This is a genomic window from Diaphorobacter sp. B2A2W2 (assembly GCF_056730635.1).
The window spans coordinates 268709-282623 of the sequence record NZ_JBWZOR010000004.1 but is presented as its reverse complement, the minus strand read 5'-3'; the positions used below and the strand labels follow the sequence as shown (position 1 = coordinate 282623).

The window sequence follows — 13915 nt, the reverse complement described above, 5'->3', positions numbered from 1 at the left end:
TCGAAACCCACAAATCAGACGTCGATGTTGCCCGCGCGCAGCGCGTTGGTCTCGATGAAGTCGCGGCGCGGCTCGACCTCGTCGCCCATGAGCATGGTGAACACGCGATCGGCTTCGATGGCGTCGTCGATCTGCACGCGCAAGAGGCGGCGCACCTCGGGGTCCATGGTGGTTTCCCACAGCTGCTCGGGGTTCATCTCGCCCAGGCCCTTGTAGCGCTGGCGGCTGGTGGTGCGCTCGGCTTCGCTGATCAGCCAGGCCATGGCCTGGCGGAAGTCGCCCACCTTTTCCTCCTTGGCCTTCTCTCCCTCGCCACGCGTGACCTTGGCGCCTTCCTGGATCAGCCCGCGGAAGCTCTCGGCGGCCTGGGCCAGGGCGGCGTAGTCGTCGCCGGCCACGAAGTCCTGCGTGATCAGGCTGCTCTTGATGTTGCCATGGTGGTGGCGGCTGATGCGCAGGATGGGCTTGTCGGTGCGCGGGTCGATCTCGCCCGCCACATCGGCGGGCACGCCGTTGGTGTTGAGCTCGCGCAGCTTGGCCTGCAGCTGCACGGCGCTGGCCTCGGCGTCCTGCAGGGTGTCCAGGTTGAAGACCACGCCGTCGGCCACGGCGCGCAGCGCCTCGGCATCCATGAAGGCGGACAGGCGCGCGATCACCTGCTCGGCATGCTGGTGCGTGCGCGCCAGCTGGGCCAGTTCGTCGCCGGCCAGCGTGCGGGGCTGGTCGCCGCCGGTGGTGATGCTGGCGTGGTTCAGTGCCACGCGCAGTAGGAAGGTGTCCAGCGCCGCGGCGTCTTTCAGGTACAGCTCTTCCTTGCCGTTCTTCACCTTGTACAGCGGTGGCTGGGCGATGTAGATGTGGCCGCGCTCCACCAGCTCGGGCATCTGGCGGTAGAAGAAGGTCAACAGCAGCGTGCGGATGTGGGCGCCGTCCACGTCCGCGTCGGTCATGATGATGATGCGGTGGTAACGCAGTTTGGCCACGTCGAAGTCGTCAGCGCCGCTCTTGCCCGATTCCACGGCGGCCTTGCCGATGCCGGTGCCCAGGGCGGTGATGAGGGTGACGATTTCGTTGCTGGACAGCAGCTTCTCGTAGCGCGCCTTCTCCACGTTCAGGATCTTGCCGCGCAGCGGCAGGATGGCCTGGAACTTGCGATCGCGCCCCTGCTTGGCGGAGCCGCCGGCGGAGTCGCCCTCGACGATGTAGATCTCGCACAGCGCCGGGTCTTTTTCCTGGCAGTCGGCCAGCTTGCCGGGCAGGCCCATGCCGTCCAGCACGCCCTTGCGGCGTGTCATCTCGCGTGCCTTGCGCGCGGCCTCGCGGGCGCGCGCAGCCTCGACGATCTTGCCGCAGAGGATCTTCGCGTCGTTCGGTTTTTCCTCCAGATAGTCGGTGAGCGCCTTGGCGACGATGTCCTCGACCGGCGCGCGCACTTCGGAGCTGACCAGCTTGTCCTTGGTCTGGCTGCTGAACTTGGGTTCGGGCACCTTCACGCTCAGGACGCAGCACAGGCCTTCGCGCATGTCGTCGCCGCTGACCTCGACCTTGGCCTTCTTGGCCAGCTCGTTCTGCTCGATGTACTTGCCGATCACGCGCGTCATCGCCGCGCGCAGGCCGGTCAGGTGCGTGCCGCCATCACGCTGCGGGATGTTGTTGGTGAAGCAGAGGACTTGCTCGTTGTAGCCGTCGTTCCACTGCATGGCCACTTCGACGCCAATCTCGGTGCCGGGGATGCCGCCGTAGGTCTCGGCCGGGCGCGCGCCCGTGGCGTGGAAGGCCGTGGGGTGCAGCACCTTCTTGGTGCCGTTGATGAATTCCACAAAGCCCTTGACGCCACCGGCGCCCGAGAAGTCATCTTCCTTGCCGGTGCGCTCGTCGATCAGGCGGATGCGCACGCCGTTGTTCAGGAAGGACAGTTCGCGCAGGCGCTTGGCCAGGATCTCGTAATGGAAGTCGCTGTTCTCCTTGAAGATCTCGGTGTCGGGCAGGAAGCGCACCTCAGTGCCGCGCTTTTCCGAGGGGCCGATGACCTTCATGGGCGAGACCTCGAAGCCATCCACGATCTCGATGAGACGGTTCTGCACCACGCCCTTGGAGAACTCCAGCTGGTGCGTCTGCCCGTCGCGGCGCACGGTCAGGCGCAGCTTCTTGGACAGCGCGTTCACGCAGGACACGCCCACGCCGTGCAGGCCACCCGAGACCTTGTAGCTGTTCTGGTTGAACTTGCCGCCGGCGTGCAGTTCGGTCAGCGCGATCTCGGCGGCCGAGCGCTTGGGCTCGTGCTTGTCGTCCATCTTCACGCCGGTGGGAATGCCGCGGCCGTTGTCCACCACGCTGATGGAGTTGTCGGTGTGGATGGTGACGACGATGTCGTCGCAGTGGCCGGCCAGGGCCTCGTCGATGGAGTTGTCCACCACCTCGAAGACCAGGTGGTGCAGGCCGGTGCCGTCCGACGTATCGCCGATGTACATGCCCGGACGCTTGCGCACGGCCTCCAGGCCCTCCAGGATCTGGATGGCGCCCTCGCCGTAGCCGTCGCTGCCGGCGACCGATGCGACGGGCTGCTCGGCCGGGGCGGAAATGGGCTGTTCGGGGGCGGGCTGCGATTGCTCTGCGGTCATGAAAGGGCTGCCTTCGGTCCAGGCGCGCCGGCACGGCGTGCCGGCGGCCTTATAGGAATCAAATGTGCCGCTAGCGCCCATCCATCAAGCGCTATCAGCTATCAAAATAATAGTATGTCAGATGCGCATGGGCATCACGACGTACTTGAAATGCTCGTTGTCGGGGATGGTCATCAACGCGGAGCTGTTGCCATCGGCCAGGTCGACCTTCACCATGTCCTGGCCCATGTTGGCCAGGGCGTCGATGAGGTAGCTGACGTTGAAGCCGATCTCGATGGCGTCGCCGCCGTAGTCGATGTCCAGCTCGTCCACCGCCTCTTCCTGCTCGGCGTTGTTCGACGCCACACGCAGCAGGCCGGGTTCGATGTTCAGGCGCACGCCCTTGAACTTGTCGCTGGTCATGATGGCCGTGCGCTGCAGGCTGGCCAGCAGCGGGGCGCGGCCCAGGGTCACGCTGTTGTGGTGGTTCTTGGGAATCACGCGGTTGTAGTCGGGGAACTTGCCCTCCACCAGCTTGGTGACGAACTCCATGCCGCCGAAGCTGAACTTGGCCTGGTTGTTGGCGAACTGCATCTCGATGGCGCCGTCGGCGTCCGACAGCAGACGCTGCAGCTCCAGCACGGTCTTGCGCGGCAGGATGACCTCCTGCTTGGGGACCTCCACGTCCAGCTGCGCGCTGGCGAACGCCAGGCGGTGGCCGTCGGTGGCGACCAGCGAGAGCGTCGTACCCTCGGCCACGAACAGGATGCCGTTCAGGTAGTAGCGGATGTCCTGCACCGCCATGGCGAACGACACCTGCCCCAGAAGGCTCTTCAGGACCTTCTGCGGCACGCTGAAGGCGGGGCCGAAGCTGGCGGCCTCCTGCACCAGCGGGAAGTCCTCGGCCGGCAGCGTCTGCAGTGTGAAGCGGCTCTTGCCGCCCTTCAGGATCAGCTTGGACTGGTTGGACTCCAGGCTCACCGTCTGGTCGGAGGGCATGGTCTTCAGGATGTCGATGAGCTTGCGTGCACCCACCGTGGTGGTGAAGTCGCCCGTGTCGCCGCCCAGCTCGGCCGTGGTGCGGATCTGGATCTCCAGGTCGCTGGTGGTGAGCTGGATGGCATTGCCCGTCTTGCGCAGCAGCACATTGGCCAGGATGGGCAGCGTGTGGCGGCGCTCGACGATGCCGGCAACCGATTGCAGAACGGCGAGAACCTTGTCTTGTGTGGCCTTCAGGACAATCATGTCGTCAACCTTTGGTGGTTTTTGGGGATAGGTGCGCAGACGGCGGCATGGGCAGTGCCCCCTCCCGGGCCGTCCAACGCGCCATTTTGCCCGCGAACGGGCGTGCTTTTGCGGGGGGCGGTCCTTTTCGCTCCATGGGGTGCGTCAACCCTTCAGCGTCTGCTCGAGCACGTGCAGCTGCTGGTTGAGTTCGGTGAGCTGCTGGCGTTCGGCGCCAATCTTGCGCACCGCGTGGAGCACCGTGGTGTGGTCGCGCCCGCCGAACAGCTCGCCGATCTCGGGCAGGCTCTTTTGCGTGAGCTCCTTGGCCAGGTACATGGCGATCTGCCGCGGGCGGGCGATGCTGGCTGGACGCTTCTTGCTGTACATGTCCGCGACCTTGATCTTGTAATAGTCGGCCACGGTTTTCTGAATGTTTTCCACCGAGATCTGCCGGTTCTGTATCGACAGCAGGTCGCGCAGCGCCTCGCGCGCGAGTTGGATGGAAACTTCCTTCTGGTTGAAGCGGCTGTAGGCCAGGATCTTGCGCAGCGCGCCTTCGAGTTCGCGCACGTTGGAGCGCACATTCTTGGCCACGAAGAAGGCCACCTCTTCGGGCATCTCCGACCCTTCGGCGCGCGCCTTGTTGATCAGGATGGCCACGCGCATTTCCAGCTCGGGCGGCTCGATCGCCACCGTCAGCCCAGAGTCGAAGCGCGAGACCAGCCGCTCGTGGATGTTGGCCAGACCCTTGGGATAGGTGTCCGAAGTCATCACGATGTGGCTCTTCTTGGCCAGCAGCGCCTCGAAGGCATTGAAGAATTCTTCCTGCGTGCGGTCCTTGTTGGCAAAGAATTGCACGTCGTCGATCAACAGTAGATCGAGCGAGTGGTAGCGTTCCTTGAAGTCGTCGAAGGTACGGCGCTGGTATGACTTGACCACATCCGAGACGAACTGCTCCGCATGGATGTAGAGAACCTTGGCGTCGGGACGGTCCTGCAGGAGCTTGTTGCCCACGGCATGCACCAGGTGGGTCTTGCCCAAGCCCACGCCGCCATAGATGAACAGCGGGTTGTACAGGTGGCCGGGCGAGCCGGCCACGTGCATCGCCGCCGAGCGCGCCATGCGGTTGGCCGTGCCCTCCACCAACGTCTCGAAGGTCAACACCGGGTTCAGGCGCGTGCGGAAGGCGCCGGCAGGCGCCTCGTCGGCCGTGGGGTGGGCGGACGGTGCATCGCCGGTGGCGGGGGTGTCTGGCGCCGTGGGACGGACGTAAGTCCTGACAACGGATTCCCGCTGAGCAAGCGCTAACTCCAGCGTGACCGGTTGGCCGTACAGACCTTCCAGCAGGGCCGAGATGCGGCCGGCATACTGTGCGCGGATCCAGTCGAGCTTGAAGCGGTTGGCCACCAGCAGGGTGACCTTGGAAAAATCGGGGGCGACCTGGGCCACCAGGGGCTTGATCCAGGTGTTGAACTGCTGTTCCGGGAGGTCCTGCGCCAGCTGCTCGGCACAGGCCTGCCACAGACCCTGGCCGGCGCTGGCGCCGTCGCTGTCGTGGCTGGAGGAGTGAAGTCCCTCGTTCATTTCAGGTGATTCTTGTTGTGGATAGGAGGAACGGTACAAGGCCCGCGATTCTAGCTTGTCAAGGAGTTATCCACAATCTGAGCGAGGCGGTAAGGGGGCATGCGCGGCGATACATGCACCGGACCGCGAAGTAGGCCGAGACGCCCCAGGCATTGCCAGGATTCACCGAGCCTGCAATAATCCGCGGTTTCCCTGAATGGTGTTCAGGGTGATCAAGCCCGGGCGGCTGCTTTTCGCGCATTCCATGCAGGATGCAGCAGGCCCGGCGGGTGCTGCCGATCGAAGCCGCGCCCGTAACTGAACCTTCAAGGATCGAGAACATGAAACGTACTTACCAGCCCTCCAAGACGCGCCGTGCGCGCACCCATGGCTTCCTCGTGCGCATGAAGACGCGCGGCGGCCGTGCCGTCATCAACGCTCGCCGCGCCAAGGGCCGCAAGCGTCTGGCCGTCTGAGGCCGGGCCGCTCGGCTTTCGGCCGCTTACGGGTTTGCACCGCCAGTTCCCTGCCGGGGACGCTGCACCCATGCATCGGCTGAAAACGCGCCCCCAGTTTCAGGCAGCCATGGCGGGAGGCACCGTCTCCCGCACGGCGCACTTCGCATTGCACCGGCTGGGTTTGCCGCCGGTGGCAACCGATGGAGTTCCGCCAGCCACAGGGCCCGATTCCTCGCCGCAGGCGCAGGGATCGCAGGCCCTGTTTCTCGTTGGGGGGCAGGCGGGCGGCGTGTGGCTGGGCGCCATGGTGCCCAAGCGCTGGGCCCGCCGCGCAGTCACGCGCAACACCATCAAGCGCCAGATCTATGCCGTGGCCAGCGGGTTCGAGGCGCGCATGCCCAGCGGCGCGCACGTGGTGCGCCTGCGCATGGGCTTTGATCGCAAGCAGTTCGTGAGCGCCACCTCCGAGGCTTTGAAGCAAGCCGTGCGCGCCGAACTGGAACAGCTCTTTGCCGCGGCCGAACGCCGCAGTAGGGCGGCCGCGACAGGGGCGCGACCATGATGCGCGCGCTGCTCATGGGGCTGGTGCGCGGCTACCGGCTGCTGCTAAGTCCCTGGATCGGGTCGGCCTGTCGCTTCGAGCCCACCTGCTCGGTGTACTCTCTGCAGGCGCTGGAGCAACATGGTGCCGCGGCCGGCAGCTACCTGACCGTGCGCCGCCTGGCGCGCTGCCATCCCTGGTGCGAGGGCGGGCTGGACCCCGTGCCGCAGGAGCTGCCGCGCGGCATGCGCCTGTTTTCACGGCTCACGCCTTCCGACGACACTCCCTCTTCCTCACGTAAGAAGACTTCATGAACGACATCCGCCGCACCATCCTGTGGGTGATCTTTGGCTTTTCCATGGTTCTGCTGTGGGACAAGTGGCAGATCCACAACGGCAACAAGGCCACCTTCTTCCCCACGCCGCCGGCGCAGACGGCCAGCACGCCCGCGGTAGCGGCCTCTGGCGCTGGCGCTGCCGACGTGCCGGTGGCCGCCGCCAGCGCCACGCCGGGCGCGGCGGCGCAGCCGCCCGCAGGCGCCAGCGTGCCGCCTGCCGCCGCCATCCCGCGCAAGCGTGTGACGGTGAGCACCGACGTGCTGCGCCTGAGCTTTGACTCCGAAGGCGGTTCGCTGGTCCACGGAGAGCTGCTGCAATATCCCGAGATGGAGGACAAGACCAAGCCCTTCCTGCTGCTGGACGAGAGCGCTTCGCGTGTCTATGTCGCGCAGACGGGCCTCATCGGCAACGGTGCCGGCGGCGCCTTCCCCACGCACAAGACCCCCATGGCGGTCGTGCCCGGTCCGCGCGAACTGCAGGACGGCCAGAACGAGCTGACCGTGCGCTTCGAGTCGGCCGACATGGGCGGCGTGAAGCTGGTCAAGACCTGGACGCTCAAGCGCGGCGCCTACGACGTGGCCGTGAAGCATGAGGTGGTCAACACGGGCACGGCCCCGGTATCGCCCCAGCTGTACCTGCAGCTGGCGCGCGATGGCAACAAGCCGGCGGGCGAGTCGTCGTTCTACTCCACGTTCACCGGTCCGGCCGTGTACACCGAGGCGAAGAAGTACCACAAGGTGGAGTTCAAGGACATCGAGAACGGCAAGGCCGAGATCGACAAGTCTTCCAGCAACGGCTACGTGGCCATGGTGCAGCACTACTTCGCCACCGCGTGGCTGCTGGGCGACGGCGTGCAGCGCGACAACTTCGTGCGCAAGGTGGACACCAACCTGTACTCGGTGGGCATGATCACGCCGCTGGGCGAGATCGCCCCCGGCCAGTCGAAGGCCGTGGACGCGCGCCTGTTCGCCGGCCCGCAGATCGAGACGCTGCTGGAAAAGCTGGCCCCGGGCCTGGAGCTGGTCAAGGACTATGGCTGGCTCACCATCCTGGCCAAGCCGCTGTACTGGCTGCTGGACCAGTTGCACAAGGTGATCGCCAACTGGGGCTGGTCCATCGTGGCGCTGGTGTTCCTGTTGAAGATCGCGTTCTACTGGCTCAACGCCAAGGCCTACGCCAGCATGGCCAAGATGAAGGCCATCAACCCGCGCATCATGGAAATGCGCGAGCGCCTAAAGGACAAGCCCCAGCAGATGCAGCAGGAGATGATGCGCATCTACCGCGAGGAGAAGGTCAACCCCATGGGCGGCTGCCTGCCCATCATGATCCAGATCCCGGTGTTCATCGCGCTGTACTGGGTGCTGCTGTCCAGCGTGGAGATGCGCAATGCGCCGTGGATCGGCTGGATCAAGGATCTGTCCTCGCCCGACCCGTTCTTCATCCTGCCGCTCCTGATGACGCTCTCGTCGCTGCTGCAGACCGCGCTGAACCCCGCGCCGCCGGACCCGATGCAGGCCAAGATGATGTGGCTGATGCCGCTGATGTTCAGCGTGATGTTCTTCTTCTTCCCGGCCGGCTTGGTGCTGTACTGGCTGACGAACAACATCCTGTCGATCGCGCAGCAGTGGATCATCAACACCCGCATGGGCGTGCCGCCGCAGTTCAACCTGCCCAAGTTCCGCTGACGGAGCGCGGCCTTCCCGGCCGCAATCCCCTGCTCCCCGCAACGGCCGCTCAGCGGCCGTTGTTGTTTTCGGTACGATGATTGCTACTACGTGATCCGGTAGTAACCATCAACACACAGGAGCCAGACGGATGATTCAACGTACCACCTTCAAACTGGGCTTGCTGGGGGCCGCCGTGCTCGTGGCCATGGGCACCGCCCACGCCGCCACCATGCGCTGGGCCGGCGCCAACGACATCCTCACCGTGGACCCCCACGCGCAGAACCACCAGACCACGCACGCCTTCCTGCAGCAGGTGTACGAGAGCCTGGTGCGCTATGACGACAAGTACCAGATCGAGCCCGCGCTGGCCACCAAGTGGACGCAGGTCTCCCCCACACAGGTGCGTTTTGAACTGCGCAAGGGCGTGAAATTCCATGATGGTGCGCCATTCACGGCCGATGACGTGGTGTTCTCGCTCACGCGTGCCGGCACGGCGCCGTCCAACATGATGTCCGCGGTGCAGAGCGTCAAGGAAGTCAAGAAGGTGGACGAGCACACGGTGGACGTGTTTCTCAAGGGCCCCAATCCCATCCTGCTGCGCGAGCTGACCGAGGCGCGCATCATGAACAAGGCCTGGGCCGAGAAGCACAACTCTGTGAAGTCGCAAGACTACGCGGGCAAGGAAGAGAACTACGCCTCGCGCAACGCCAACGGCACAGGCCCCTTCGTCATGGTGGGCTGGCAGCCGGACGTGAAGGTCACGCTCAAGAAGAACCCCAACTGGTGGGACAAGCCCAAGGGCAACATCGACGAGGTGGTGTTCACCCCCATCAAGTCGGCCGCCACGCGCTCGGCCGCGCTGATCTCGGGGCAGGTGGACTTCGTGGTCGACCCGCCGCCGCAGGACCTGGCGCGCATGAAGGCCAACCCCGACATCAAGCTCATCGAAGGGGCCGAGAACCGCACCATCTACCTGGGCCTGGACCAGTTCCGCGACGAGCTGCCCGGCGCGGGCACGGCTGGCAAGAACCCGCTCAAGGACAAGCGCGTGCGCCAGGCGCTGTACCAGGCCATCGACTCTGCGGGCCTGCACAGCCGCACCATGCGCAACCTGTCGGTGCCTGCGGGCACCATGATCGCTCCCATGGTGCATGGCTGGACCAAGCAACTGGACGAGCGTGCCGCCAAGTACGACGTGGAGGCCGCCAAGAAGCTGCTGGCCGACGCCGGCTACCCGAACGGCTTCTCGCTCAAGCTCGACTGCCCGAATGACCGGTACGTGAATGACGAGGCCATCTGCCAGGCCGTCACCGCCATGTGGACACGCATCGGCGTCAAGACCAACCTGCAAACCGCGCCCATGGCGCAGTTCGTCACCCGCGTGATGAACAACGACGTGAGCGCCTACCTGTTCGGCTGGGGCGTGGCCACGTTCGACGCGCTGTATTCGCTGGACTCGCTGATGTCCACCAAGGACGGCAAGACCTCGGCTGGCGTCTACAACGGCGGGCGCTTTTCCGACGCCAAACTCGACGGCATGATCCAGCAGATCAAGGTCGAGATGGATGCCCCCAAGCGCGACGCGCTGATCAACGACGCGCTCAAGCTGGTCAAGGACGAGTACTACTACCTGCCGCTGCACCACCAGATCCGCCCCTGGGCGATGCGCAAGAACGTGGACACGCCGCATCGCGCGGACGATCGCCCCATGCCCGCGTGGACGACCATCAAGTGATCGCGGCAGGCCGAAGGCCTTAAAAACGATAGCTGCCAGCGCTTGGCTAAAAAGGTTTTCAGATACAAAAACCCCTGAAACCGACGTTGGACAAGCGCAAGCAGCTATCAAATATGCGTGACCCACGCCCCAGGCCCGCCCCGCGCGGGCCTTCTTCATGGCGCCGGGCGGGGCGCGGCTATCATGCGCTGCCCCTCTCCACCGCACCTGAAAGCCCATGCTGCCGCGCCATTCCGACCCCATCGTTGCCATTGCCACCGCGCCGGGGCGCGGCGCGGTCGGCATCGTGCGGGTCTCGGGCAAGCAGATCGGTGCACTGGTGCAAGCGCTGTGCGGCCGCGCGCTCAAGCCGCGCGAGGCCACCTACCTGCCGTTTCGGGATGCTGCGGGCCAGGCCATCGACCAGGGGCTGGCGCTGTACTTTCCCGCGCCGCACAGCTACACCGGCGAGGACGTGCTGGAGCTGCAGGCCCATGGCGGCCCCGTGGTGCTGCAGCTGCTGCTGGCGCGCTGCCTGCAGGCGGCCGCGGGCGGGGTGCTGGACCGCCTGCGGCTGGCCGAGCCCGGCGAGTTCACCGAGCGAGCCTTCCTCAACAACAAGATCGACCTGGCCCAGGCCGAGGCGATCGCCGACCTGATCGACGCCAGCACCGAGGCGGCCGCGCGGGGCGCCAGCCGTTCGCTGTCGGGCGACTTCTCGCGCGAGATCCACACGCTGCGCGACGCGCTGGTCCACCTGCGCATGCTGGTGGAGGCGACGCTGGACTTTCCTGAGGAGGAAATCGACTTCCTGCGCAAGGCAGACGCGCGCGGGCAGCTATCGAATTTGCAGCAATCGCTGGTCCGCGTGATGCAGCGTGCCAGCCAGGGCGCGTTGCTGCGCGAAGGTATCAAGGTGGTGATCGCAGGGCAGCCCAACGCGGGCAAGAGCTCGCTGCTGAACGCGCTGGCAGGGGCGGAACTCGCCATCGTCACGCCGATCGCCGGCACCACGCGCGACAAGGTGCAGCAGACCATCCAGATCGAGGGCGTGCCACTGCACGTGATCGACACGGCGGGCCTGCGCGAAAGTGACGACGAGGTCGAGCGCATCGGCATCGCCCGCGCCTGGGACGAGATCGCGGGCGCCGACGCGGTGCTGTTCCTGCACGACCTCACGCGCTGGGGCAGTGCGCAGTACCAGGACGACGACGCCGCCATTGCGCACACGCTCTCCAACCGGCTGCCCGCGGGCGTGCCGGTGGTCGACGTCTGGAACAAGGCCGACGCCGCCCCGCAGGCGGCGGCGCCTGCGCGCGAGGGTGAGAGCCAGGCGGTGCTGCTGTCCGCGCGCACCGGCCAGGGGCTGGATACGCTGCGGCGGCAATTGCTGCAAATCGCGGGTTGGCAGTCGGCTGCGGAGGGCGTGTACATCGCCCGCGCGCGCCACATCGAAGCCTTGCGCGCCGTGGACGCCCACCTCATGGAGGCGGCCGCGCAACTGGAAAGCGACGGGCCGGCGCTGGACCTGCTGGCCGAGGAGCTGCGCCTGGCGCAAAACGCCCTCAACACCATCACGGGCGAGTTCACGTCCGACGATCTGCTCGGTGTCATCTTCTCCAGCTTCTGCATCGGCAAATAGCCGGCGCGGCGGGCGCGCAACGCCATGTGTAAGTAAGGGTAATGAGTGCTTGTGCAGATGACGGCGGCGCGTTACCGTTCGCGCCCGATGAATGCCATCACCGCTCCCTCCTCCAAAGTCGACCTTTCGGGTCTGATCCAGGCCATCACCCACGCGACGGCGGACGACAGCATGAACAACGTGCTCACCGCCGAGCAGTGGGATTGGCTGTCCGCCTACCTGTTGCCCATCAGCATCCCCTCGGGACAGGTGCTGTTTGCCAAGGGCACCAACGACCGCACCTTGTACCTGGTGGAAAGCGGCTCGCTCAGCGTGCACTTCGAGGACGAGAAGCAGCGGCTGCGCCTGGCCATCGTCGGCCCCGGCTCGATGGTGGGCGAGGGGGCGTTTTTTTCCCATCAGCCCCGCAGCGCCACGGTGCAGGCGGGCGCACCGAGCAAGCTGTGGAGCCTGCCGGCTCTGCGCTTTACGGAACTTTGCAATCGCCAACCGGCGGTAGCGCTGCACTTGGCGATGGCGGCCGGCGCCGTGCTGGCCAAGCGCCTGGGCAACCGCCGCCGCCGCATCGCGGCCACCTGAGCGCGGCGCGCGAGCGCCACGCTTTGTGACCACAGCGCCCATCGCGGCGCGGCCGATCCTGCAACTGTCACGCCTCGGCCGAGGCGCGCGCAGTACACTTGCCGACGTTTTTTAAGCGCTTCTTCGCGAAGGCAAGCATGTCATTGTTCAGCTGGTTCACCCGCAAATCCAAGCCTCCGGTCGCGCGTGCGCGCCCGGCACCCGCCGCTGCTGCCCAGACCAACGGCGCGGCCCCGGCGCGCGCAGGCAAACCCCTGCTGGAGCCCCAACCCGCCGCGGCCCCCGAGCCCGCCACAGGCCGCAAGAACGAACGCATGGAGCGCCGCGAGCTGCTGTACACCGTGGTGCGTGACGCCATGGTGCGTGCCGGCGTGCTGTCGGCGGGGTACAAGTTCAAGGTGCTGTCGCTGGACCAGCGTGGGGCGCAGTTCCTGGTGATGATGGACTTGGCGCCGGAGTATGGGCGGGACATGGCGCGGCTGGGCGAGATCGAAACCCTGGTGACGCAGACCGCTCGTTCTCGTTTCGACATCCTGGTGACTGCCGTGTATTGGCGCACCAACGACCAGATCAGCACGGGCGTGCAGGTGCGCACCCCGGCCGCCCAGGCGCCCGCGCCGCAGGCTTCTGCCACCCCCGCATCGCCCATCATTTCCGGGACGCCCCGGCCCGCCGCTGCCGCGTCGCAAGGAGCGGCACTACCCTCGCGTCCAGCGCCGCTGGTGCCACCCGCGCCCGCGCGCGCGGCGCCGCGGTTCGAGCCCATCGAGGCCGACGAGGTGGCGGCGTTCAAACAGGCGCTCACCAGCGCTGTGGCGCGTGCGCCCGCGGCCGCGCCGGCTCTGGGTGTTACCACGCGCAGCGGCCCGCTGCTGCCGCCAAGCCCCGCGCCCACGGGGTTCGAGGACACTGTCATGCCGGGGCAGGACGGCCGGTCGTCCGACCTCAGCTCCACGCAATACGGCGACCTGCGCTGAAGAACCGGCTGCGGGGACTGCAGCAGCCCAGCGGTCTAGTGGCCGCTGAAGTCCACCAGCGTGTACAGCGGCAGTCCGCTGGCACGCAGGCGTTCCGAGCCGCCGAGTTCTGGCAAATCCACGATGGCGGCGCCTTCCATGACGGTCGCGCCCAGTTTTTCCAGCAGTTTCTTGCCGGCCATCATCGTGCCGCCGGTGGCGATCAGGTCGTCGATCAGCAGCACCCGGTCGCCGGGCTGGACCGCGTCCGCGTGCAGTTCCACGGTCGCGCTGCCGTACTCGAGTTCGTAGGTTTCCTCGACGGTGGTGAAAGGCAGCTTGCCTTTCTTGCGGATGGGAACGAAGCCCACATTCAACTCATAGGCCACCACCGCGCCCAGGATGAAGCCGCGGGCGTCCAGTCCGGCCACCACATCGGGGCGCAGCGCGCGGTCCATGTAGCGGTGCACGAAGGCGTCGATCAGAACGCGGAACACTTTGGGGTTTTGCAGCAGGGGCGTGATGTCGCGGAACTGCACCCCCGGCGCCGGCCAGTCAGGGACGGTGCGGATGTGCTGGCGCAGGTAGTCGTTGACGCTAAGGGCTGTCATGGGTGGGGCAAAAGAGAGA

12 protein-coding genes are annotated in these 13915 nt (G+C 66.2%); 8 read left to right on the top strand and 4 right to left on the bottom strand.

Features of this window, described 5'->3' with window-relative positions; genetic code table 11:
• Nucleotides 1-14: 14 nt before the first annotated feature.
• The 3 genes from gyrB to dnaA all read right to left on the bottom strand — a co-directional run bounded on the left by gyrB (nucleotide 15) and on the right by dnaA (nucleotide 5411).
• A complete protein-coding gene (gene gyrB / locus AC1PPL_RS09910; RefSeq protein WP_172204922.1) occupies nucleotides 15-2621 on the bottom strand; it encodes a DNA topoisomerase (ATP-hydrolyzing) subunit B in 2607 nt (868 codons plus the stop codon).
• A 117-nt stretch (nucleotides 2622-2738) separates the two neighbouring features.
• A complete protein-coding gene (gene dnaN / locus AC1PPL_RS09905; protein ID WP_011807220.1) occupies nucleotides 2739-3845 on the bottom strand; it encodes a DNA polymerase III subunit beta in 1107 nt (368 codons plus the stop codon).
• Between the two features lie 144 nt (nucleotides 3846-3989).
• Complete coding sequence (gene dnaA / locus AC1PPL_RS09900; protein WP_287985714.1) at nucleotides 3990-5411, bottom strand: chromosomal replication initiator protein DnaA; 1422 nt, start codon at nucleotides 5409-5411, stop codon at nucleotides 3990-3992.
• A 320-nt stretch (nucleotides 5412-5731) separates the two neighbouring features.
• Between dnaA and rpmH the strand changes: the two genes are divergently transcribed.
• The 8 genes from rpmH (at nucleotide 5732) to AC1PPL_RS09860 (ending at nucleotide 13306) form a co-directional block, all read left to right on the top strand.
• Nucleotides 5732-5866: a 50S ribosomal protein L34 gene (rpmH, locus tag AC1PPL_RS09895; RefSeq protein WP_005798102.1), complete on the top strand. Its 135-nt coding sequence runs from the start codon at nucleotides 5732-5734 to the stop codon at nucleotides 5864-5866.
• A 70-nt stretch (nucleotides 5867-5936) separates the two neighbouring features.
• Entirely contained in the window at nucleotides 5937-6410 is a 474-nt protein-coding gene (locus AC1PPL_RS09890) for a ribonuclease P protein component (protein WP_015914746.1), read from the top strand.
• Nucleotides 6407-6703: a membrane protein insertion efficiency factor YidD gene (gene yidD, locus AC1PPL_RS09885; protein ID WP_011807217.1), complete on the top strand. Its 297-nt coding sequence runs from the start codon at nucleotides 6407-6409 to the stop codon at nucleotides 6701-6703. Before AC1PPL_RS09890 ends, yidD begins: the two co-directional genes overlap by 4 nt.
• Nucleotides 6700-8412, top strand: coding sequence for a membrane protein insertase YidC (gene yidC, locus AC1PPL_RS09880; protein ID WP_479973176.1), 1713 nt, complete (start codon nucleotides 6700-6702; stop codon nucleotides 8410-8412). The genes yidD and yidC overlap by 4 nt, the downstream gene beginning before the upstream one ends.
• A 130-nt stretch (nucleotides 8413-8542) precedes the next feature.
• Nucleotides 8543-10129, top strand: a complete 1587-nt coding sequence (locus tag AC1PPL_RS09875) for an ABC transporter substrate-binding protein (protein WP_011807215.1) — start codon at nucleotides 8543-8545, stop codon at nucleotides 10127-10129.
• Between the two features lie 217 nt (nucleotides 10130-10346).
• Entirely contained in the window at nucleotides 10347-11750 is a 1404-nt protein-coding gene (mnmE, locus tag AC1PPL_RS09870) for a tRNA uridine-5-carboxymethylaminomethyl(34) synthesis GTPase MnmE (RefSeq protein WP_479973175.1), read from the top strand.
• Between the two features lie 87 nt (nucleotides 11751-11837).
• Complete coding sequence (locus tag AC1PPL_RS09865; protein WP_041839105.1) at nucleotides 11838-12329, top strand: Crp/Fnr family transcriptional regulator; 492 nt, start codon at nucleotides 11838-11840, stop codon at nucleotides 12327-12329.
• A 137-nt stretch (nucleotides 12330-12466) separates the two neighbouring features.
• Nucleotides 12467-13306 (top strand): hypothetical protein, encoded by an 840-nt coding sequence (locus AC1PPL_RS09860; RefSeq protein ID WP_047349218.1) that lies wholly within the window; start codon nucleotides 12467-12469, stop codon nucleotides 13304-13306.
• 35 nt (nucleotides 13307-13341) lie between these two features.
• Here AC1PPL_RS09860 and AC1PPL_RS09855 read toward each other — a convergent pair whose 3' ends face one another.
• Nucleotides 13342-13896 (bottom strand): adenine phosphoribosyltransferase, encoded by a 555-nt coding sequence (locus AC1PPL_RS09855; RefSeq protein ID WP_011807211.1) that lies wholly within the window; start codon nucleotides 13894-13896, stop codon nucleotides 13342-13344.
• Nucleotides 13897-13915: the final 19 nt, after the last annotated feature.

What these genes read in the sequence shown, in the direction of transcription:
- gyrB (WP_172204922.1), bottom strand. Translation starts at nt 2,621, where the DNA reads ATGACCGCAGAGCAATCGCAGCCCGCCCCCGAACAGCCCATTTCCGCC.
- dnaN (WP_011807220.1), bottom strand. Translation starts at nt 3,845, where the DNA reads ATGATTGTCCTGAAGGCCACACAAGACAAGGTTCTCGCCGTTCTGCAA.
- dnaA (WP_287985714.1), bottom strand. Translation starts at nt 5,411, where the DNA reads ATGAACGAGGGACTTCACTCCTCCAGCCACGACAGCGACGGCGCCAGC.
- rpmH (WP_005798102.1), top strand. Translation starts at nt 5,732, where the DNA reads ATGAAACGTACTTACCAGCCCTCCAAGACGCGCCGTGCGCGCACCCAT.
- AC1PPL_RS09890 (WP_015914746.1), top strand. Translation starts at nt 5,937, where the DNA reads ATGCATCGGCTGAAAACGCGCCCCCAGTTTCAGGCAGCCATGGCGGGA.
- yidD (WP_011807217.1), top strand. Translation starts at nt 6,407, where the DNA reads ATGATGCGCGCGCTGCTCATGGGGCTGGTGCGCGGCTACCGGCTGCTG.
- yidC (WP_479973176.1), top strand. Translation starts at nt 6,700, where the DNA reads ATGAACGACATCCGCCGCACCATCCTGTGGGTGATCTTTGGCTTTTCC.
- AC1PPL_RS09875 (WP_011807215.1), top strand. Translation starts at nt 8,543, where the DNA reads ATGATTCAACGTACCACCTTCAAACTGGGCTTGCTGGGGGCCGCCGTG.
- mnmE (WP_479973175.1), top strand. Translation starts at nt 10,347, where the DNA reads ATGCTGCCGCGCCATTCCGACCCCATCGTTGCCATTGCCACCGCGCCG.
- AC1PPL_RS09865 (WP_041839105.1), top strand. Translation starts at nt 11,838, where the DNA reads ATGAATGCCATCACCGCTCCCTCCTCCAAAGTCGACCTTTCGGGTCTG.
- AC1PPL_RS09860 (WP_047349218.1), top strand. Translation starts at nt 12,467, where the DNA reads ATGTCATTGTTCAGCTGGTTCACCCGCAAATCCAAGCCTCCGGTCGCG.
- AC1PPL_RS09855 (WP_011807211.1), bottom strand. Translation starts at nt 13,896, where the DNA reads ATGACAGCCCTTAGCGTCAACGACTACCTGCGCCAGCACATCCGCACC.